Raw genomic sequence first — 20717 nt, forward strand, 5'->3', positions numbered from 1 at the left:
ACGTCGTATGTTAGGCACCGGATCGATCGGCGGTCAACAGCGTGGACCAGGCAACTTCGCTGGTCGGTGCCGGTTGTGTGCGGTGCCGGGGCGCGGAGATATCCGATGAATGCGCCGCGTCGTCCCGTCGGCGGAGCAGGCCGGTTCGGCGGCGGAACCGGGTGGTTCCGCCGCCGAACCGGACCTACCGTTGCCCTCCCGGGACGGTCGCCGGGCTCAGCTGCGACTCCACCGTTGGTTGGCCGCGCCGTTGCAGTCCCAGATCTGGACACGCGTGCCGTTGGCCGTGCCGTTGCTGACCACGTCCAGGCACCGGCCGGAGCCGACGCCGGTGATCGTGCCGTCGGAGTTGAGCCGCCACCGCTGGTTGGACTGGCCGTTGCAGTCCCAAATGATCACCGAGCTGCCGTTCGCGGTGCCGGCGCCGTTGACGTCGAGACACTTACCGCCGAAGACGCGCAGCTCCTGGGCGGCGGTCGAGGTCCAGCTCTGGTTGCTCTGGCCGTGGCAGTCCCAGATGATCGCCGCCGCGCCGTTGGTCTGCGAGGCGCCGTTGACGTCCAGGCACCGACCGGAGGCCGTGTTGCGCAGGGCCGACGTGCCAGTCGGTGGCGGGGTGCTGGTCGGGCTGGCGGTGGGCGACGTCGTCGGGGTCGGCGTGGGGTCGGTGCTGCCGAACTGGGTGAAGAACCTCCACACCTCGCCCTTGGTCCAGGTCCTGGCTCCGCTGTCCCCGCCACCGTCCACCGGACCGGGGGTGTGCCCGCCGTCGAAGGCGGCCCACACCACCGGATAGCCGGCACGGCATCCGGAGTAGGTGGTGGTGATGTGCGTCAGGCTGCCCGCTCTCGGCTCGGGCGGGTTCTGTGCGGTGCACCCGTTGTTCCGGACGAACGTGTCCCGTAGGGACCGTCCGGCGGAGATGTTGAGCACCGGGTCCCCGATGCCGTGGATCCCCATGTACGCGATCGGCTGGGTGCCGCCGCCGCACCCGCTGAGCTGCCCGCCGGAGTAGACCGCGACAGCGCGGAAGACGCCCGCCCGCGAGCAGGCCAGCGAGTAACTCATGCCTCCGCCGTAACTGAAGCCGAGCGCGAAGAGCTGCGTGGTGTCGACACACAGATCCGCCTCGATCTGCGCGATCATGTTGTCGACGAAGGTGACGTCCTGGCCGCCGGGGTTGGCCCAGCCGTTGCCGTTGCCCTGGGGGGCGACGAAAATGGTGCTGTTGTTCGCCTGCTGCCGCAGCCCGTAGTAGGACCAGGCCGCCCCGTCCGCGCCGCCGCCGTCGACGTCGTTGGCGGTGCCGCCGTTCCAGTGGAATCCGAAGATCAACCGGTAGGGGTGGTTCCTGTCGTAGTTGTCAGGAATCCTCAGGATGAAACTGCGGTTCTGGCCGCCGCTCTGGATGGTTCGTTGACCGCTGGTCAGCGTGGGCGCCTTGCCGCACCCGGCGGTCGCCGCGGCCGGTGCGAAGTCCGCGGCCGACGCGCTGGCGCCGAGACCGCCGGCCAGCGCGGCCGCGCTCACTGTGACGACGACAGCCGCCGCCGTGGCCAGAAAACCAAGGATGGGTCTACGTCTTGTCATGATGGGGCTCCCGCCACTCGACACGCACTGACTCAGGTGCGGGGTCCACGGCGACACCCACACCGCTACGACTCGCCACTCCCGGTCACCCCGCCGACCACACTCGTCGCGGAGGAAACCTCTGAGGACGCGATGTGCCCACGGCGCCCGGCCGGCTCATCGCCACAGGTTGCTGCGGCTGGCCTCGCCGCCCACGCGGGACCAGTTGGTCGTCGAGCCGTCGACGGTCGACACGTGCGCGCCGGAACGCCAACGACCGACCGTCGGACGGTGCCCGAGCACCCGGCTCGACGTCGAATCGATTCGCCCCGACGCTAGATCTCGCAGTGAAGTATGTCAATGCTGTGTCCGGCAGGTTGCGGCCCGGTCCCGAGCCTGGCGGCGCGCACGGGCCCCGGCGTCGAGGTCACTCGCGGATCAGCCCCGGCGGCAGCGCGTCCTCGTCGGGCCGGACCCGGCGGGCATTGGCCAGCGGGTCGCGTTCGAGTCTGTGGATCAGGGGTTTCGGGCCGCCGACGCAGGCCCAGGTGTCGTCCCAGAGTGCGGAGACCAGCCATGATCGGTCGGCGGGGAAGAACAGGTCGGGAAGCGAGCCACGGCCGTGGCGCAGGTGGCCGGTCCGCCAGGTGAGAGCCTGCTCGGGGCCGGCCTCGACCAGCACGTACGGCCAGTCCCAGTAGAGCGACACCCGCGGGGCGTGGGGAAAGACGACGTCGTGGGCGCCGGTGTCGAGGTAGGCCAGCCACCAGGGCTGGTCAGGTGTGTACGCGCTGAGGTCTTCGACCAGCGCGCGCTCGTAGGCAGAGACGGTGACGTCGTCCGCCTGGTACGAGGTGGCGTAGGCGTCGAAGATCGGCGGGATGGCGGTGGTGACCGAGATGCCGGCGGCGGTGTGGCCGGCGATCCATCCCACGTCGGCGACAGCGCCGATGCGCCAGTCTCGTCCGTCCTTGGTGACCTGCACGCCACCATTCAAGCCGCTGCCGCGCGATGACGCCGGCCGGCAGTCCGATCACCAGCCCGGCCACGTGGCCGGCCGCCGCGAGGAGACCCTGTCGAACGCGCCGGGCTGACGTGGGGACGGTGTCGCGCGAGTCTCGACACATAAACAGGGGTCGCTGCCCTGATGGTGGGTCCGCACATCTTGGCAGCGGGGCGCGCCTCCGCTACCGTCCATGGGAACGCTCCCATGAATTCGGTAACATCTATGTGATCAGGAGGCAACACGTCGTGGCTATGCTCTCCTCGCTCCTTCGCAGATCGGTGGCCACCAGCGTGGCAGCCGTCGCGGGCGCCACCGCCGTCGGCGTCTGTCTCGCCGTCGGCAGCGCCTCCGCCGGCACGCTGTCCGGATCGCTCTACCGCGACCCGAGTTCGGCTGTCGTCCGCTGGGTAGCCGCCAACCCCGGCGACTCCCGTGCCGCCGTCATCCGCGACAAGATCGCGAGTCAGCCGCAGGCCCGCTGGTTTGCCAACTTCAACCCCTCGACAGTGCAGTCCGAGGTCTCCGGGTTCATCGGCGCCGCGAACGCGGCGCAGCAGATCCCGGTGCTGGCGGTGTACGAGATCCCCAACCGGGACTGCGGCGGGGCCAGCGCCGGTGGGGCGCCGGACCTCAACCAGTACCAGACGTGGGTGTCCAACTTCGCCCGAGGGCTGGGCAACCAGACCGTCATCATCATCCTGGAAACCGACTCGCTCGCCCTGCTGACGTGCCTGAACAGCAGTGAGATCAACGCGCGTAACCAGGCGATCTCGACGGCCACCCGGACCATCAAGTCGGCCAACTCCAACGCCAAGGTGTACCTCGACGGCGGCCACTCCACCTGGAACAGCGCTGGTGAGACGGCCAACCGGCTCCGGGCGGCCGGCGTGCAGTACGCCGACGGCTTCTTCACCAACGTGTCGAACTACAACTCGACCTCCAGCGAGGCGAACTTCGGCCGGGCGGTCATCTCCTCCCTCAACGGCATGGGCATCTCGGGCAAGCGCCAGGTCATCGACACCAGCCGCAACGGGGGCGCCAGCGGCGACTGGTGCGGCGACGACAACACCGACCGGCGTATCGGGCAGTACCCGACGACAAACACCGGTGACGCCAACATCGACGCGTACCTTTGGGTGAAGCCCCCGGGCGAGGCGGACGGCTGCCGCTACACGGCCGGTTCGTTCCAGCCCGACTTGGCCTACAGCCTGGCCAACGGCGCGCCCAACCCGCCCACCACCGCGCCGCCGACGACCGCGCCGCCGACCACGGCTCCCCCGACCACGGCCCCGCCGACGACCGCGCCGCCCACCACGGCTCCGCCCACCACCCCGCCGCCGACCGGCAACGGCTGCTCCGCGTCGGTGGCGGTCAACCAGTGGACCGGCGGCTTCACCGCGAGCGTGACGGTCACCGCCGGTTCCGCGGACATCAACGGCTGGACCGCGACCATCACGCTGCCCAGCGGCGCCACGGTCACCAGCGCTTGGAATGCCCAGGCCAGCGGCACCAGCGGGACCGTCCGGTACACCAACGTGAGCTACAACGGGCGCGTCGGCGCCGGGCAGTCGACCAACTTCGGCTTCCAGGGCACCGGCACCGGCCCGGGCACGACCGCCACCTGCGCGGCCAGCTGAGCACACCCGACGTCAGGGCCCGGCGCGGAGGACAACCCTCCACGCCGGGCCCTGTCCGTCATGGACGGCCGCGTTCCGGCCCAGGCCGGCCAGGCGGGCGGCCGAACTGCGGTAGTAGGCCGTGGGTATCGCCACGACTCAAGCGTGAGCTGCGGATTGCCCGACCGGCTGCCGGTGGGCACTGCCCCGGACCCCTCCGTGGTCCTTCCTCTTACGGGACGTCTCGTGGCAGGCGAGCAACGCGAACGCCGCAGCCGTCAGCACGCCACCGAACAGCGGGATGACGCGCACCCCGGCCGTCGCCAGCAGGCCTGCGCCGATGAATGAGCCGGCGGCGAGGCCGACGTTGAACGCGACGCTGAGGCTGGCCGACGCCAGGTCGGTGGTCGACGGGGTCACCTGCATGATGCGGTGCTGGATGGCCGCGATCAGCGAGCTGAACGACATGCCCGCCACGGCGAGCAACGGGATCGTCAGTGCCTTGCTCCCGCCCGCCCCGTAGAGGCCGAGCATCGCGGCGGTGAGGAGCCCGAGGAGCACCAGCACGACACCGACCGGAAACTGGTCCAGGACGCGGCCCACCGCCCAGGTGCCGACGACACCGAACGAGCCTTGGACGAAGAGCAGCAGGCCGAGAGATGCGGCGGCGAACCCGCTGACGTCGAGGAGGAAGACGGTCATGTAGGTGAACGCGCCCATGGCGCCGGTGACCGCGAGGATGGTGGCGACGATGAGCACGACGAAGCGCTGTCGGTCCGGCAGGGGCCCGGTGTCGCCCGCACGCTCCTGGGGTGTGACGTTTGGCAGGAGCAGGACCACCGCGAGGCACGTGACGAAGCCGAGGATGGCCATCGCGAGGAACGCCGCCCGCCACCCGGCCTGCCCGCCCAGCCAGGTGCTCAGCGGTACGCCGACGACCGGGCCGAGAGCGTTGCCGATCGACAGTCGCGCCACGATGCGACCGCGGATGTTCGCGGGGAACATCGAGATCGCTACCGGGAACACGACCGCCCAGAAGACACCGTTGGTGGTGGCGGACACCAGCCGTGCGGCGAGCAGGACCTCGTAGGAGGGTGCGAAGGCCGATACCGCCGTCGCCGCGGCGAACACACCGAGCGAGCCGGCGAGCAGTGGACGCCGGGGTACGCGCCGAGTGACCCGGGTCAGCGGGAGCGCCACGATCATGACCACCACGGCGTATCCGGTCACCAGCAGACCGGCCTCGGACCTGGAGCGCCCCAGGTCGGGCGCGATCAGCGTGAGCAACCCGATCGGAAGCACCTCGGTGGTGACGTAACAGAAGGTCGCGGCGGACATCGCGGCGAGGGCATAGACCGCGCGTCGTTGGTGCGCCATTGGCTACCTCCCGGACTCTGGACAGCGCCGGATGTGATTCCTGGTAAACGGATTTTGACGGTAGCATAGATCACTTGGCATATCTCGCCCTATCCCTCGGCGGAGGCAGATCCGGCAGCAAGGCGGGCAACGGGTGCGCGCAACGCAACCTTCGTCATCCGCTTAGGTGGTAGCATCGTCGTCATGTCAGTCGACGTGTGTCAGCTACCGTTGGTCGGCGGGCACCCGGCACTCGAGCTGGTAAACACAGTCGAACGTGGGGGCGGGTCGCCGCACGACTTCCTGTCCGACAGTTCCGCTCTGCTGCGTTGGTCCGTCCGGGTGGGCGTGCTCAGCGACGCGGAGGCCGACCAGGTTGGCCGGGCGTGGCGCGACGAGCCCGCGGCGGCGCACGCGGGGCTGGTCGCGGTGCGGGACGTTCGCGACGGGCTGCATCTCGTGCTGCTCGCGACGATCGCGGACACCGACGGTGGTCCGGCCGGTGACCCTGTCGCCGCCGGCGCGGCGCTTGTCGCGCTGCATCAGCGCTGGTCGGGCGCGGCCGCCCGAGCGAGATTCGCGCTCGACTCGTCGCGGGTACGGCTGACCTACGGCACGGTGCCGGCCATGATGGTGCCCGACCGGATCGCCGAGGCCGCCCGCGACATCATGCTGACCGCCGACCTGACCCGGGTACGCCGCTGCCCGGTCCGCGAAGGCGGCTGCGGCTGGCTGTTCCTCGACCAGAGTCGCAGCGGCACCCGCCGTTGGTGTCGCATGGCCGACTGCGGCAACGCGGTGAAGGCGCGACGGCTCACCGAGCGTCGCCGCGCCGCCCGGGCACCTCACCAGTAGACGGTTGGCGGTGTCGACGCGTTCGTCCGGCGGTTCTGGCCTACGACCCCGGGGCCTGTCGTTGTTGTGCCCACGTCGGCAACCACACCTCTTCGTCGGGGGCGTCCGTTCGTCTGAAGCTGAGGTAGTCGCGGAGTGTGCCGAGCGCGGGATGCGGGTTGTCGTCGCGCCAGATGAGTGACATCGGGTAGATGGGCGCCGGATCGCGTACCGGGATGCGCCGCAGGTCGTAGCTGTCGGGCCACAGGTACCGGGTGCGTTCGCCCGCGAGGGTCGCCAGCTCCGCGGAGTCGGCGATCTCGGCCAGCAGCGCCTCGTTGCCGAAGACCGGCCCGACCTGGTCGATGGTGAGGCCGAACGCGGCGGCGAGTTCGTCGTAGTAGTCGGCCCATTCGCTGCCGGGGGCCATGCCGGGCATCCAGATGCGGTGCTCGGCGAGTTGCGCGGGCGTGACGGTGCGGGCGTTGGCCAGGGCGTGGCGTGGGCCGACGAGCAGTTCGTGGTGCTCGTCGATCACGCGTGCGGTCCTGATCGCGGCTGGCAGGTGGCGTGCGGCGACGGTGACGGCGTGGAAGGTGGCGTCGACAGTTCCCGCCTCGACGGCGGCCATCGCGCCGTGGACGTCGGCGTCGAGGGTGACGACGTCCAGCTCGATGCGGGGATGCGCACGGTGGAAGTCCTGTAGCAGCACCGCTGGTGCGATCCGTCGGCTGAGCACGTCGACGCGCAGTGCCCGGCGGCCGGGGCGTACGGAGGCGTCGGCGCGTGCCTCGGCCCGCAGCAGCTCACGGGCGTGCGGTAGGAATGCCTGGCCGTCGACGGTGAGTTGGGTGCCGCGAGCGGTGCGGGTGAACAGCCGTACGCCGAGGTCGTTCTCCAGGGCGGCGATGCGCTTGGAGACGGCCTGCTGGGTGATCGACAGCGCCACGGCGGCGTCCTGGAACTGGCCGGCGTCGGCGGCGGCGACGAAGGTACGGACAGCGTTCAGATCCATTGCCGGATCCTACGCACACAACGACAGGTTGTGGCTCGCCGATAGTTTGGTTGTTTGATCCGAGGCTCCAGGCCCTGCTTCGATCACCGTGGTCAACGGCGAGTTGTTCGAGGCGGAGGGTGTCGGTCTTGATGGCGAGGCGATCCCTGGGTCGGCGGTTCGGCTCGTTGTGGGCGTCCTACGCCGTCAGCGCCTACGGTTCGGGGCTGGGTTTCGGCGCGCTGCCGCTGATCGCCGTGTTGGTACTCGATGCCAGCCCCGCTCAGGTGTCGGCGTTGGCCGCGGTCGGGCCGGCGGTGGGCGCGCTGATCGCGTTGCCGCTCGGGCCGTGGGTGGAGTTTCACCGTAAGCGGCCGGTCATGATCGCGATGGATCTGGCCCGGTTCGCGACAATGCTGACGATTCCGGTCGCCTACGCCGTCGAACTGCTCAGCTTCGTCCACCTGCTTGTGGTGTCGGCAGTGGTCGCCACCTCCAAGATCGCCTTCAGTGCCGCGAGCGGCGCATACCTCAAGGCCCTCGTCCGGCCGGACGACCTGCTCGTGGCGAACGCGCGGTTCGAGTCGACGACCTGGAGTTCCATTGCCGTCGGGCCGCCGCTGGGTGGGGCTGCGGTCGGCCTGTTCGGGCCGGTGACCACAGTGACGGTCGACGCCTTCAGCTACCTGTTCTCCGCGCTGGGCATCACGGCGATTCGCGGCCGGGAGGAGCGGCCGCGGCCCACCGGCGGGCGTCGGCTGCGGGCGGCTGACCTGCTCGACGGCTGGCGGCACATCCTGGCTCATCCGGGCCTGCGGGCGCTCTTCCTCAACCAGTTGCTCGTCAGTGGGCTGATCATGTGTAGCGAGCCACTGCTGGCCGTGCTCATGCTCCGCCACCTCGGGTTCCCGCCCTGGCAGTACGGCCTGGCCTTCGCCGTCCCCTGCCTCGGCGGGCTCATCGGCTCCCGCCTGGCCCGCCGGGCCGTGGCGCGGTACGGCCAACACCGGATCCTCCGTACCGTCGGCACGCTGCGCGCGATCTGGCTGATCGGCCTCGTCCTCGTCCAACCCGGCGTGGTCGGTCTCGCGACGGTGATGGTGGTCGAACTCGCGATCATCATCAGCATGAGCCTGTACAACCCGGTGCTCGCCACCTACCGGCTCGAACACACAGCCGCTGACCGCATCGCCCGCACGCTGTCGGCCTGGTCGATCAGCAGCAGCGCAGCCATCGCCATCCTCAGCGCGCTCGCCGGACTACTCGCCAACGCCACAAGCCCCCGCGTGGCCCTCACTGTCGCGGGACTGCTGATCCTCGCCAGCCCGCTGCTGCTACCCCGCCCCAGGGCACGCGACGACAGCAAGAACCGTCCCACTGCACGGGAAACACCGCTGCCGAACCGCCGACGCAGGACGACCATCCATGACCATCAAGGCCGGTACAAGGCCCGCCTCGCCGCCGAGGAGGGGCAGGCCGACCGACCCCGCGTCGCCGAGCGCGACCGTACACAGGGGATTCCATGACCTTCGAACTGCGCCTGGACATCACGGCTCCGGCAGCGCACGTGTTCGACTTCGTCGCCGACTTCACCACCATGCCGATGTGGTACTCAGCGGTACGCCGCGTGGAGCGCGTCGGAGGCATCAGCGGCCTCGGAACCCGCTACCGCGTGTATCGAGACCTGCCCGGTGGGCCCGCCCTGAACGACGTGTCGATCACCACGTACTCGCAGGGCGAGGAGGTCACCTTCACGTCGTTGAGCGGGCCAACCCCGTTCACCTACCGCTACCTCGTCCGGCCGGAACGGGAGGCCACGAGGCTCATCCTCGAGGGCACGATCAGCGCCGCCGGGCTCACCGGCCCAGCCGCGCTCCTCGGACCGCTCGCCGAGAGACTCTTCAAAGGCGGAATGCGCGACAACCTCGGCACGCTCAAACAGCTCCTGGAGAAATCGACAGCCGCCCCTGGTGACATCACCTGATCGCCATCCCCCAACGTCGCGCGTCCCCGTCGGCGGCGCTCCATCGTTCGGGAATGCCGGGCACGTCTACGCATCGGCGGCGCGGTCGCCGAGCAGTAGTGCGGCGACCGCCTCCGGCGCCTCGTGCATCGCGTCGTGCCCGGTGGGGAGATCGTGGACCTGCCACCCGGGATCGGCTCGGAGTTGGGCGCGGAGTTCGGCGAACGGTGTCCGGTCCTCCCACCCCGAGCAGTAGACGAACTCCCGACGGGGGACCCGGGCGAGCGTGCCCGACAGCCGGATCGTTTGCAGGAACGAGGCGAGGGGATGGGGACGGCGGCGGGGATCACCGCCGTGCGGGGGTCGGACGGTGTAGCCGGTGGCCGTGGCGCCAGCGGCGAAGACCTCCCGAAAGTGCTCGTTCGTCGAGGACCAGCACGACTCGCCGTTGCGTGGCACGTAGGCGTCGAGATGGACCAGTCGCGCGATCCGGCCGTCAGCGCGATCGGCGGCGGCGGCGATCACCATCCCGGCGTAGCTGTGTCCGACCAGCGTGGCGTTGGTGATGTGGTGACGGTCGAGGTGCCGCAACACGTCGTCGGCATGCGTGTCGAGGTTGGCGGTCGCGACCGTCGCGGCGTCGTCGTCCGGCCGCAGACCGGTCAGGGTCAGGGCGTGAACATGATGACCCGCACGCTCCAGCAGCGGAGCCACCGCCTCGAACGACCAGGAGCCCTTCCACGCACCGGGTACGAGGACGAATGTTTCCATCGGTTTCTCCTTCGCTGTTCAGCCGCGGTGTCGACGCGTGCCGCTTGAATGACAGGTGGTTCGGTCAGGCGCCGTGCACGACTGACGACCACGTCGCATGAAGGCAGTGTCACCAGACCAGGGTGTGGCTCACTACCGATAGGACGCCGTCTGATGCCCGTTCCCCACCAACCTCGCTCGAGCGCCGCGGTGACGTCGTACCTGTGGCCGTCTGGGGGCCGCCACCTGTGGCCAGCCGGCGGAGAAAGCACAGCTCAGACGCACCCGAGGGGACACCTGGTGTACGCGGCCAGGGGCATCCTGGCCGTGCACGGCGAGCGCGGCACGTCGATAGTCCCCGCCAACCGGGTCGCCTGGACCCCCGCCGGGTTCACGCACGACCACCGGGTCCACGGCGACACCGATATGCGGATCGTGTTCCTCACGCCGTCCCTGGCCCGGCTCATGCCCGAGCACCCCGCCGTGTTCCTGGCCTCCGACCTCGCTCGCGAGATCCTGCTCGCCCTCACCGGCCCCGGCCACTACGACGCCACGGCGCCCGGCCGCAGCCGTTCCGCGCGCTCTCGACTGCTGCGGGTGCTCGTCGACGAGCTCCGCGACACCCACGAACAGCCGCTGTACCTGCCGGAGCCACGCGACGACCGGCTGCGCGCCATTGCCCGGATGTTCTACGAGAGGCCGGCGGACAACGCCTCGCTTGTCGAACTCGGGAAGAGGGTCGGCGCCAGCAGCCGCACCGTCAGCCGACTGTTGAGCGACGAACTCGGCATGACCTTCTACGAGTGGCGTACGCAGCTGCGCGTCTATCACGCGCTCGTGCTCCTCGCCGACGGCCGGGACACCACCCAGACCGCCTACGCCTGCGGATGGGCCAACCCCAGTAGCTTCATCGCAGCGTTCAGAACCGTCATCGGCACGACCCCGGGCCGCTACCGAACGGGTGAGCAGGCTGCCACCACCCGCGCACCGCCGGCGTTCGCGGTGGCGGCGCCAGTCCCGGTGTCGAGTTCGTGCCTCCCTGGGACAGCGACGGGGGATCACCCGTTCAACGCGACACCCCGTCGTCCCGTCGCCAGCGGATCCGCCGTACCACGTACCAGCCGCCGCTGACCAGGAACAGCGCGGCGGTGAGGGCCAGCCAGCGGGCCAGGTACGGATGCTGGTTCTGACCGGTGGCGGCGAGATAGGTTTCGCGGCCCTGCCGCAGGATGCCGGGGAGGTACACCAGGAACAGCAGCCCGGCGGCGAGTGCCGGCACCCGGATGTAATTCAGCGGGGATGGTCGGGACGGCGTCCGCCCGCCGCGGCCTGGCACCCAATGGGGACCAGCGGGTGGACCACTCTTGCGCGCGTGGCCGGAGCGCCCGAGCGCACCGCGCAGCGCCCGGTCGGCCGACGCGTAGATCGGAAAGAGGACGAGGTCGTGGGCGACGGCCGCCCCGACGAACCAGGCCAGCATTCGGCCGGCCGTGGCCTCGTCGGCGATTCTGAGTGCGACCCATCCGGCGAGGGTGAAGCAGGCGATCATCGCGACCAGGTGCTGGACTGACGATCCGTAGGCCGCCCGGAATCGGGGGATGAGCTCATCCATCGGTGCCGGTCCGGAAGATGATCTCGGCGACCCACTTCGTGCAGTGCACGCCGGGTAGGGCGGGGACGATCACCCGGGCGGGAAAGCCGTGGTCGGCCGAGAGGTCGACACCGTTGACCCGCAGAGCGAGCAGAGAGTCGGCGTCGAGCACCTGGTTGGCCTGGAGGATCGCCTTGTTGAACAGCCCGGCCTTCTCCAGTGACCGCACCTGCGCCGACGCCGGATCGTCCACGCCGACCAGGGCGGCGAGGTCGCGCAGTCGTACCCCTGACCAGGTTTGTCGTGTCGACCATCCCTCCACGCAGGCGATCGGCAGGCGGGCGGTGTGCTGGCCCATGGCGAGCAGGCGGGGACGGTCGAGGGTGACGACACGGCCGCCGCCCCGCACGGTCAGCCGCCACCCTTGCCCGGTCTCGTCCTGTTGAATGCCCGCCGCGGCGGCGGTGCGGTTGATCGGGAAGCCGTTCGGTCCGGTGCCGGACTGACGTCCGCGGGGCAGCAGCAGCGCGGTACGACGCCAGGGACCGTCGAGGGTCTGCCCGATCGTGAGGGCGCCGAGCAGCAATGACAGTCCACCGACCAGGGCTATCGCGCCGCGTCGGCTCATCGTCGGCGCGCCGGGTGCGGTGGCGACCAGGTCGTCCGGGTCGGGTGGCTCGGGCCGGGTCGCGGTCACCGGGGTACGCAGCTCGGCCCGCACCGGCTCGCGCTGCCCCGGACGGCGGCGGTCCCGCAGGGCCGGCCGGGATCGGAGCGCGCTGACCATTCGCGGCAGTTTCAGCGTCACGTGTGCCACGAACGCTGCGATGAATACCCAGGCTCCGAAGTAGTGCGCGGTGTAGAAGTCGAAGCCGAACAGGTACGCGTACTGGATGTTGAGCACGCCGGTCGCGATCTCGAAGAGGATGCCGCCGACAAGCAGCAGCAGGGACAGCCGCTCCAGCACCTGGGCCAGGGACCGGGCCGGCGGCCAGACGAAGAGCTTCGGGATCACCGACCAGAGCTTGCCCAGCACCACGGGGATCAGGATGATGCCGAGCGTCACGTGCAGCCCCTGGGTGACCCGGAACAGCCAGGACGGCCGGGTCGGCCAGTCGAACGGGGGCAGCCGTAACCAGCCCACCTCGCGGGGTAGGGCCTGCGCGAACTGTGGGCCGTAGGCGGCGTAGTCGAGCAGCCCCGTGATGATCACCAGCGGGAGCCCGACGAGGAGCACCGCGCCGTAGACGGCGGTGAGCCATGGACCCCGCAGCGGGCTGCGCCAGCGGTCCCCGGCCAGACCGGGGATCGGCGGGGGGTGTCGTTCCACAGCACGCCACCACCGCTGGGGGAAACCCGTCTGCCGGTCCGTCACACCCATATCCCGGGACGCTAGACGCCGCGGGCGGCAAAGTTCGTGCATACCGGGATACCGATGGACTGGCAGGCGGGTGAAGGAGCCCCGCCCCGGTCGGGTGCGGTCTACGGTCACCGGGATGCGGGTACTGCTCACCGGCGCGGCCGGTTTCATCGGATCGCAGATCGCCGACCTGCTGGTCGCCGAGGGCCACGAGCTGGTGGCGCTCGACGCGTTGCTGCCCCAGGCGCATGGTGGGGACCTCCCGGAGTGGTCCCGGCGGCACGACCCGGTGGTCGGTGACGTCCGGGACGCCAGCCTGCTGGACCGGCTTCTCAGCGGTGTGGACGCGGTGTGTCACCAGGCGGCGATGGTGGGACACGGGCTGGATCCGTCCGACGCCCCCGACTACGTCAGTCACAACGACTACGGCACGGTGGTGCTGCTCGCCGCGATGCACCGGGCCGGTGTGACCCGACTGGTGCTGGCCAGCTCGATGGTCGTCTACGGGGAGGGTCGGTACGTCTGCGCGGCGCACGGCACGGTGCGGCCCGCCTCCCGTAGCGTCGCCGACCTGGCCGCCGGCCGGTACGAGCCAACCTGCCCACACTGCGGGAGTGACCTCTCGCCGGCTCTGGTGCCCGAGGACGCGCCACTCGATCCGCGGAGCACGTACGCGGCCACCAAGCTCGCCCAGGAACACCTGGCCGCCGCCTGGGCGCGGCAGACCGGCGGCAGCGTCTGGGCGCTGCGCTACCACAACGTCTACGGTCCCCGGATGCCCCGCGACACCCCGTACGCGGGCGTGGCCTCGATTTTCCGGTCCGCACTGGCGGCGGGCCTGCCGCCGAGAGTGCTTGAGGACGGCCGGCAGCGCCGCGACTTCGTCCACGTCACCGACGTCGCCCGGGCCAACCTGCTCGCGTTGACCGCGTCGCCGCCGCGGGGCCTCGTACCGGTAAACGTCTGCTCCGGCGAGCCGCACACGGTCGGTGAGCTGGCCGTCGCCCTCGCCGAGGAGATGGCCGGGCCGGCGCCACAGATCGCCGGTGGTGGCCGGGCAGCCGACGTCCGACACGTGGTCGCCGACCCCCGCCGGGCGGCGGAACTGCTCGGCTACACCGCGCGGGTCGGGTTCGCCGAGGGGGTGGCCGCCTTCGCCACCGATCCGCTACGGGAACCGGCCGCCCTCACTGCCTGAGAGCGGCCGCCGGATCAGGACACCGTCCAGAGCAGGTGACTGACCGCGAGAGCGGTGAGCACCTGCCCGGCCAGCCACCACCGTCGGGCCGGCGGCGGCAGGTGGGCGGCGGCCACCAGCAGCCAGACCACGAACGGTAGCCAGATCCGCTCCACCTCCGCCTTGCTCAGCCCGGACAGGTCAGCCGCGCCGACCGCCAGCACGGCGGCCAGCGGGAGCAGCACAGTGGGCCCGGCTCCCCGCAGGGCGTCACGCCAGGCGATGACCGGCTTCCGGTCCGGCCCGCGCCGCCGCATCGCAACGGTCCGCGCCGGACCGCCCGACGCGAGCGCCGTCCGGAGCAGCGCGGGCCCGAGCGCCGGGCCCGCACAGAGCAGAAGCGCCGCCACGTTCGCCCACACCCAATAGCCGTACGGGCGCTCCGCGGCCCAGCCCTGGTGGTATCGCTCGACCACCAGGTGGTAGCCGTCGAGCCACCAGAAACCGGCAAGCGTGAACGTGGCCACCACAGTCCCGGAGCCGGCCAGTGCCACGAACAACGCCGACCACCGGTCCCGTGGCCGCAGCGCCACCACCGCCAGGGCCAGGACGCCCACCAGTACGAGGCCGTACGACAGGTAGAGGGCGAAGCCGAGCAACAGGCCCCCGACCGCGGCGGCGGCCAGTCGCCGTACCGCCAGCAGGGCCAGCCCCGCCGCGACCACCCCGGTGAAGATGCCGTCGGCCGAGACCCCCACCCAGATCGCGCCGGGCAGCAGCACCAGGAATGGCAGCACACCACGGGCGGCTTCTTCCGCACCGAGAGCCCGCAGCGTCACCGGCACCGACACTGTCACTGTCGCTCCCACCAGCACGCATGCCAGGGCGGCGGCGGTGGGACCGCCGAGGCCGATCCGGTCCAACCCGACGAAGACCAGCAGCGCCCCCGGCGGATGGCCGGCCGTGTGGGTGGACCATGACTCCGGCTGGAAGTCGAGGATCCGGGCGCTGAAGCCGGCCAGCATGGCCGTGACGTCGGTGACCCGGGGCACCTCGTGCAGGTATTCGGCCTGCGGGGTGAGTCGCCGGGTGAAACCGGCCGCCCAGCCGTCCACCAGCGCCAACGACATCGTCCACGCGACCGCCGCGAGGTAGGCCGCGACCAGCAGCCGGCCCCACTCACCGGTCCGGGCCCACCGGACGCCCCAACCGAGCACCCCGGTGGCGACCAGCAGCGCGGCCGGAGTGCCCCAACCCAGGTGCGGACGCCAGGTGGCGTAGAGCGGCGCGGCGTCGGCGTGCAGGCCGACACCACGCGCGTTGAGCAGCACGCCCACCGCCACCGCAGCGGCGACCAACGCCACCTCGACGCCGAGCACCACCAGGTCGGCGTCGACGCGTCGGATGGGCAGTTCCGGTCCCCGCCGCAGGGGCGCGAGCACATTCATGACGACCGGACGGTACGGCCACCGCCGGCCCCGTGGTGCCGGAACGGGCAGGACACCACCGTTCGATGGGGGAGCGACGCTGGCACCGATGCGGATGGTCCGATTTCGCCCATCTGGGGCGGCTTGGCGTCCTAGCGTTTCCGGTATGCCAGCACCGATCGACGTGGTACTGCCGTGTCTCGACGAGGCCGCGGCGCTGCCCGGCGTACTGACCGCCCTGCCGCCCGGTTACCGGGCGATAGTGGTGGACAACGGCTCCCGGGACGGCTCACCGGAGGTCGCGGCCCGGCACGGCGCCCGCGTCGTCCACGAGGCACGCCGGGGCTACGGCGCCGCCGTACACACTGGCCTGCTGGCGGCCGAGGCCGCACTGGTCTGTGTGCTCGACGCCGACGGCTCGTTCGATCCGACACAACTCCCGGCGCTTGTCGCGCCGGTGGCCAGCGGATCGGCCGACCTGGTGGTCGGTCGTCGTCGGCCCGTCGCCGCCGGGGTCTGGCCGTGGCATGCCCGAGCCGGCACCGCGCTGGTCGCGGCACTGCTGCGACACCGGGGCATACCGCTGCGCGATCTCAGCCCGATCCGGGTGGCCCACCGCGACCCGCTGCTCGGCCTCGGAGTCACCGACCGCGCCTTCGGATACCCGTTGGAGCTGCTCATCCGCGCCGCAGCCGCGGGCTGGCGGATCCGGGAACTCGACGTGCGGTACTCGCACCGCGCCGCCGGCACCCGGTCGAAGGTCTCCGGCTCGGTACGCGGCACGCTCCGCGCGACCCGGGACTTCGCCGGGGTCCTGCGCACTGTGGAGCGGTCGCGGTGACCGTCCTGCTGGTGATGGCGAAGGCACCCGTGCCCGGGGCGGTGAAGACCCGCCTCTGTCCACCGGCCAGCCACCTTCAGGCGGCCCGGATCGCCGCCGCGGCGCTACTGGACAGTCTGGACACCGTACGCGCCACGCCCGGTGTGACACCCGTCCTCGCCCTCCACGGGCGGCTGGCCGACGCCGAGGAGGCCGCCGAGCTGACCGCCGCGATCGCCGGCTGGCAGATCCTGCCGCAACGCGGCACCGACCTCGGCGACCGTCTCGCCAACGCCCACGCCGACGTGGCTGGCGCCTTCCCGGGTCGGTCGGTGCTCCAGATCGGCATGGACACGCCGCAGCTGACCCCCGCGCAACTCGACGCGGCCGTCCACCGCCTCACCCTGACCGACGCCGTGCTCGGCCCTGCCATCGACGGCGGATGGTGGGCTCTGGGTCTGCACGACCCCCGGCACGCCGCAGTGCTGCGGACCGTGCCGATGTCCACCGCACTGACCGGACACCACACCATCGAGGCCCTGCGCACGCAGGGTCTGCGCGTAGATCGCCTACCCCTGCTCCGCGACGTCGACGAGTGGCCCGACGCGTTGGCGGTGGCCGCTCTGTGTGTGCACTGGCAGTCCGGGTACCAGGCCACGACCCAACCCGAGAGCCGTCCGGAGCAGCACGGCACGCGTAACCGGTTCGCGCGCGAGGTCGCGGCGGTCCAGCACAGCCTGACGCCCGGGATCCCACGGTGAGCCGCGGCGTACGGGCCATACCGACCGAGGCGTTCGGCAGCGCGCTGCGGCGCCGCACCGCCGACCACTGGCTTGTGCACGGCGACAACGGTTGGCGCAGCCGCCTACCGGTACGCCGGTGGCACGGCCCCGCCGAACCGGCGGTGGTCGCACTCGTCGCCCGGTGCGCCGGCCCAACTCTCGACCTGGGCTGCGGCCCAGGCCGGCTCACACTGGCACTCACCCGCGCCGGAGTGACAGCAGTCGGGGTCGACATCTCCGCGCAGGCGGTCCGTCTGACCCGGGCCCGAGGCGCGATCGCCCTCCAGCGGGATGTCCTCGCCCCGCTGCCCGCCGAGGGACGCTGGGCGCACGTGCTGTTGATCGACGGGAACATCGGCATCGGCGGTGACCCCGTCGCCCTGCTCGGCCGGTGCCACGACCTTCTGCGCCCCGGCGGCACCGTGCTCGTCGAACTCGAACCACCAGGTCCCGGACTGTGGTGCGGTCAGACCCAACTGGCCCTCCAGGCCGCCGGCGGTGGATCACGCCTCGGGCCACCCTTCCGCTGGGCGCGGCTCGACACGACGGCGGTCGCCGGAGTGGCATCGGCGGGCGGGCTCACGGTCCGCGAGGTGTTCCGCCTCGATCGCCGCTGGTTCGGCGAGTTGACCGCAGACAATTCTGGCGCGGTCGGCCCAGTGGATTGAGTTCGGTGCCTGGGGAGGTGTGGTTCTGATTCATTGTCCCGAACCTGTCGGGATTCAGCAGCAGCGGTCCAACGTTCGCCATTGGAGAACTACGCTCTGTCGGCGCTGCTTCGCGTTGCCTTCACGAAGTCCACCGTCTCCAGGCGAGGTCTGCATGACTGCCCCCCGCGTTTCCGACTTCTCTCTGGTCGTGTCCGCCGAGGACGGTGCGGGCCCGGACGGCGTCGACGAGCTGGCGGGGATGCTGCGGCTGGCGCTGGCCGACGCGGGCGCGACGCGGATCGACGCGGCGGCGACCGGCACCGCGCCCGATGGTGCCCGGGGGATCGAGCTGCTCGGCGTGATCGCGTTCATCGTCACCGCCGTGCAGACCGTAGAGGCCCTCACGAAGGTAGTGGAGGCGATCCGCGGCTGCCTCGCCCGCGTCGCCGGCCGCCGCCGGGTGCGGCTGACCGTAGCCGGGGTCGATGTGGAGGTCGCCGCCGATAGTGACGTCGCGCCGATCGTGGCAGCGCTCCTGGCTCAACCCGGCCGACTCGTGACCGGGCGGCGGCGGGCGCTCGTGATCGCGAACGCCCGGTACGACGATCCGGCACTCGCCGCGTTGCGCGCTCCGACCCGCGACGCGGACGCGCTTGCCCGGGTGCTCGGCGACCCGGCGATCGGCGGCTTCGACGTCGAGCTGCTGATGGATGCCGACGAGCGCACCGTCCGGCGGCATGTCGCGGGATTCTTCACCGACCGTGACCGCGACGACCTGCTGCTGCTGCATTTCTCCTGCCACGGCGTGAAGGACCCGCACGGCCGGCTCTACCTGGCCGCGCGCGACACCGACCTGAAGACGTTGAGCGCTACCGGGGTCGCTGCCGCGTTCGTGAACGACCAGATGGTGCAGACCCAGTCCAAGCGCGTGATCCTGGTGCTGGACTGCTGCTACAGCGGCGCGTTCAATCGGGGTGTGACGGCCCGCGCCGACCGGAGCGTTCACATCGGCGACGAGTTCAACACCGGCACCGGCCGGATCGTGCTCACCGCGTCCAGCGCGACCGAGTACGCGTTCGAGGGCGGCGATCTGGCCCGCGTCGAGGCCGGAACGTCGGTTTTCACCACGGCGCTGGTCAACGGGCTGGCCACCGGAGAGGCGGACCTCGGCGGCGACGGCGAGATCTCCGTCGACGAACTCTACGACTACACCTACCGGCAGGTCCGTGAGCGGACCCCGGGTCAGACGCCGATGAAATGGACGTTCGGCGTAGAGGGCAGTCTGACCGTCGCCCGCAGCGTCCGGCCCGCAGCTCTGCCCGCGTCGGTGCTGGCCGACCTGGCAAGCGAACGGGTAGCCCTGCGCCTGGAGGCGGTGACCGCGCTGCGCCGGCTCCGCGGCGGACCGAACGCGAACCTCGCCGAGCGCGCCTCGACCGAGCTGCGCCGGCTGCGCGACGAGGACGACAGCGCGCGCGTGCGGGCGGCTGCGGCGGGCGCGCTGGACGGCACGGTCCCGCCGGTCCGGCTGCCCGTTCCGGCCGCGCGACCCGACCCCGCACCGGGTCAGGAACCGGCTCGGGCGCGCACCCCGGCACTGGCACCGGCGACCCCGGTACCGGCACCCATCCCAGCGCCAACACCGACCCCGGCGGCGACCCCGGCACCGGCACCCATCCCAGCGCCAACACCGTCACCCGAGACAGCGCCGAAGCCAGCGGTGGCCGCGCCACGCGTACGTGATGAGCCGCCGGCGGCGGCCCCGGCGGCCTGGCGGTGGCCCACGACGATGGCGCATCCGACGTTGTTCGCCATTCTGGTGGCCGTCGGGCTGATAGCGATCATCCAAGCCGTCGAGATGGTGATCGTCGGCTACGACGCCCGCAACTTCTCCGGCATCAATGTGCTCGCCGTCGTTCCGGTCGTCGCGGCGATCGCCCTGGTCACGGCGGTGCGGTCGCAGGAGTGGCGCTGGGCGGCCGGGATGGCCGCGGTCGTGGCGATCACGCTGGGCCAGGCACTACTCACGCTGTTCAGCGACACCGTCTACGACCACGGTGTGGTGCGCAGCGGTGTTGTGTGGTTCGACGGCCACGCCGCCGCCGAAGGTCCCAACGGATTCCTGCTCCGGCTGGCGGTCAGCGTGCCGCCGATGCTCTGGTTCGCGCTGTTCGGCCCGGCGCGGGCGCCCAGGCGGCGGGCGTGGCGCGGGCTGCGCCATCCCGGTCTGCTGTTGACCGTCGTCGTCGCCCTCGCCGTGTCGCTGACCGGGGCAGCGATACTCGATCCCGTATCCGACGGCAGCGCAAGCACGTTCGGCCTCATCCGGCCTCAGCACAGCGTTGCCTACGGGCCGACCGCCGTCGTCGGCCTGGGCAACGTGGCATCGACGTACGCCCAGGCCGGCCACAACTGGGCGACCGCACTGTGGTGCGCCGGATGGCTGGCGCTACTTGTCACAGCGGCGTTCACGCTCGTGGCGCTGATCCGCGGGCGGCGGACCGGCTGGGCGGTCGTCGTCGGCGTCGCGGTCGCCGCGTCAGTAGCCATCGGGTTCGTCGCGGACGGCCACTACGCACCCCCAGCGCAGTACCTACTCGCCCGGTACCTGGTGGGCATGACCGCCAGCGCTGGCGTCGGTGTGCTCGCGTACGCGCTGTTCGGCGCCTCGCGGGCACACCCAGGGAGCCTCGACCGCTGGAAGTGACCCGGCTCGACCTCCAACCCAGAACAGGAGGAATTGATCTCCGCTCAGGTGGACCCCGGCCTTGTTGATCAGGATGCCGACGTCGGTGAGGCGCACGAGGGGCGTGTGGCGCCCA

18 protein-coding genes are annotated in these 20717 nt (G+C 71.2%); 10 read left to right on the forward strand and 8 right to left on the reverse strand.

Annotation, left to right across the window (positions count from 1 at the left end; all coding sequences use genetic code 11):
* Positions 1 to 216: 216 nt before the first annotated feature.
* Together ACQPWW_RS03260 and ACQPWW_RS03265 are read right to left on the reverse strand one after the other, a co-directional pair.
* On the reverse strand, positions 217 to 1590 hold the full coding sequence (locus ACQPWW_RS03260; protein WP_433128984.1) for a ricin-type beta-trefoil lectin domain protein: 1374 nt from the start codon (positions 1588 to 1590) through the stop codon (positions 217 to 219).
* Positions 1591 to 1996: 406 nt separating this feature from the next.
* Positions 1997 to 2554 (reverse strand): hypothetical protein, encoded by a 558-nt coding sequence (locus tag ACQPWW_RS03265; protein ID WP_433128986.1) that lies wholly within the window; start codon positions 2552 to 2554, stop codon positions 1997 to 1999.
* 272 nt (positions 2555 to 2826) lie between these two features.
* Between ACQPWW_RS03265 and ACQPWW_RS03270 the strand changes: the two genes are divergently transcribed.
* Positions 2827 to 4212 carry a glycoside hydrolase family 6 protein gene (locus ACQPWW_RS03270; RefSeq protein ID WP_433134103.1) on the forward strand — a complete coding sequence of 462 codons (1386 nt, stop codon included), beginning with the start codon at positions 2827 to 2829 and terminating at the stop codon, positions 4210 to 4212.
* Between the two features lie 138 nt (positions 4213 to 4350).
* On the opposite strand, the gene ACQPWW_RS03275 is transcribed toward ACQPWW_RS03270, so the two are convergent.
* A complete protein-coding gene (locus ACQPWW_RS03275; RefSeq protein ID WP_433128988.1) occupies positions 4351 to 5568 on the reverse strand; it encodes an MFS transporter in 1218 nt (405 codons plus the stop codon).
* A gap of 183 nt (positions 5569 to 5751) precedes the next feature.
* On the opposite strand from ACQPWW_RS03275, the gene ACQPWW_RS03280 reads away from it, so the two are divergent.
* A complete protein-coding gene (locus tag ACQPWW_RS03280; RefSeq protein WP_433128990.1) occupies positions 5752 to 6402 on the forward strand; it encodes a CGNR zinc finger domain-containing protein in 651 nt (216 codons plus the stop codon).
* A gap of 40 nt (positions 6403 to 6442) precedes the next feature.
* Here ACQPWW_RS03280 and ACQPWW_RS03285 read toward each other — a convergent pair whose 3' ends face one another.
* Positions 6443 to 7396 carry a LysR family transcriptional regulator gene (locus ACQPWW_RS03285; protein ID WP_433128992.1) on the reverse strand — a complete coding sequence of 318 codons (954 nt, stop codon included), beginning with the start codon at positions 7394 to 7396 and terminating at the stop codon, positions 6443 to 6445.
* 131 nt (positions 7397 to 7527) lie between these two features.
* On the opposite strand from ACQPWW_RS03285, the gene ACQPWW_RS03290 reads away from it, so the two are divergent.
* Together ACQPWW_RS03290 and ACQPWW_RS03295 are read left to right on the forward strand one after the other, a co-directional pair.
* Positions 7528 to 8901 carry an MFS transporter gene (locus ACQPWW_RS03290; protein WP_433128994.1) on the forward strand — a complete coding sequence of 458 codons (1374 nt, stop codon included), beginning with the start codon at positions 7528 to 7530 and terminating at the stop codon, positions 8899 to 8901.
* Positions 8898 to 9359: an SRPBCC family protein gene (locus ACQPWW_RS03295; RefSeq protein WP_433128996.1), complete on the forward strand. Its 462-nt coding sequence runs from the start codon at positions 8898 to 8900 to the stop codon at positions 9357 to 9359. Before ACQPWW_RS03290 ends, ACQPWW_RS03295 begins: the two co-directional genes overlap by 4 nt.
* A 66-nt stretch (positions 9360 to 9425) precedes the next feature.
* On the opposite strand, the gene ACQPWW_RS03300 is transcribed toward ACQPWW_RS03295, so the two are convergent.
* Positions 9426 to 10109 carry an alpha/beta fold hydrolase gene (locus tag ACQPWW_RS03300; RefSeq protein WP_433128998.1) on the reverse strand — a complete coding sequence of 228 codons (684 nt, stop codon included), beginning with the start codon at positions 10107 to 10109 and terminating at the stop codon, positions 9426 to 9428.
* Positions 10110 to 10388: 279 nt separating this feature from the next.
* Between ACQPWW_RS03300 and ACQPWW_RS03305 the strand changes: the two genes are divergently transcribed.
* Positions 10389 to 11219 carry a helix-turn-helix domain-containing protein gene (locus ACQPWW_RS03305; protein WP_433129001.1) on the forward strand — a complete coding sequence of 277 codons (831 nt, stop codon included), beginning with the start codon at positions 10389 to 10391 and terminating at the stop codon, positions 11217 to 11219.
* On the opposite strand, the gene ACQPWW_RS03310 is transcribed toward ACQPWW_RS03305, so the two are convergent.
* A complete protein-coding gene (locus ACQPWW_RS03310) occupies positions 11155 to 11637 on the reverse strand; it encodes a hypothetical protein (RefSeq protein WP_433134106.1) in 483 nt (160 codons plus the stop codon). The two genes, ACQPWW_RS03305 and ACQPWW_RS03310, sit on opposite strands and share 65 nt — an antisense overlap.
* Positions 11638 to 11692: 55 nt before the next feature.
* Positions 11693 to 13102, reverse strand: a complete 1410-nt coding sequence (locus tag ACQPWW_RS03315; RefSeq protein WP_433129003.1) for a molybdopterin-dependent oxidoreductase — start codon at positions 13100 to 13102, stop codon at positions 11693 to 11695.
* A gap of 73 nt (positions 13103 to 13175) precedes the next feature.
* Here ACQPWW_RS03315 and ACQPWW_RS03320 point away from each other — a divergent pair, with 73 nt between their 5' ends.
* The gene (locus tag ACQPWW_RS03320; protein ID WP_433129005.1) at positions 13176 to 14237 is read left to right on the forward strand and encodes an NAD-dependent epimerase/dehydratase family protein; all 1062 of its coding nucleotides are present in this window, start codon (positions 13176 to 13178) and stop codon (positions 14235 to 14237) included.
* Between the two features lie 14 nt (positions 14238 to 14251).
* On the opposite strand, the gene ACQPWW_RS03325 is transcribed toward ACQPWW_RS03320, so the two are convergent.
* Entirely contained in the window at positions 14252 to 15664 is a 1413-nt protein-coding gene (locus ACQPWW_RS03325) for a hypothetical protein (RefSeq protein ID WP_433129007.1), read from the reverse strand.
* 145 nt (positions 15665 to 15809) lie between these two features.
* Between ACQPWW_RS03325 and ACQPWW_RS03330 the strand changes: the two genes are divergently transcribed.
* The 4 genes from ACQPWW_RS03330 (at position 15810) to ACQPWW_RS03345 (ending at position 20602) form a co-directional block, all read left to right on the forward strand.
* A complete protein-coding gene (locus ACQPWW_RS03330; RefSeq protein WP_433129009.1) occupies positions 15810 to 16484 on the forward strand; it encodes a glycosyltransferase family 2 protein in 675 nt (224 codons plus the stop codon).
* Positions 16481 to 17224, forward strand: coding sequence for a TIGR04282 family arsenosugar biosynthesis glycosyltransferase (locus tag ACQPWW_RS03335; protein WP_433129011.1), 744 nt, complete (start codon positions 16481 to 16483; stop codon positions 17222 to 17224). The genes ACQPWW_RS03330 and ACQPWW_RS03335 overlap by 4 nt, the downstream gene beginning before the upstream one ends.
* Complete coding sequence (locus tag ACQPWW_RS03340) at positions 17221 to 17913, forward strand: class I SAM-dependent methyltransferase (RefSeq protein WP_433129014.1); 693 nt, start codon at positions 17221 to 17223, stop codon at positions 17911 to 17913. The genes ACQPWW_RS03335 and ACQPWW_RS03340 overlap by 4 nt, the downstream gene beginning before the upstream one ends.
* A gap of 154 nt (positions 17914 to 18067) precedes the next feature.
* Positions 18068 to 20602: a caspase, EACC1-associated type gene (locus tag ACQPWW_RS03345; protein WP_433129016.1), complete on the forward strand. Its 2535-nt coding sequence runs from the start codon at positions 18068 to 18070 to the stop codon at positions 20600 to 20602.
* Positions 20603 to 20717: the final 115 nt, after the last annotated feature.

The organism is Micromonospora sp. CA-240977 (assembly GCF_050942285.1).
Lineage (GTDB): Bacteria > Actinomycetota > Actinomycetes > Mycobacteriales > Micromonosporaceae > Micromonospora.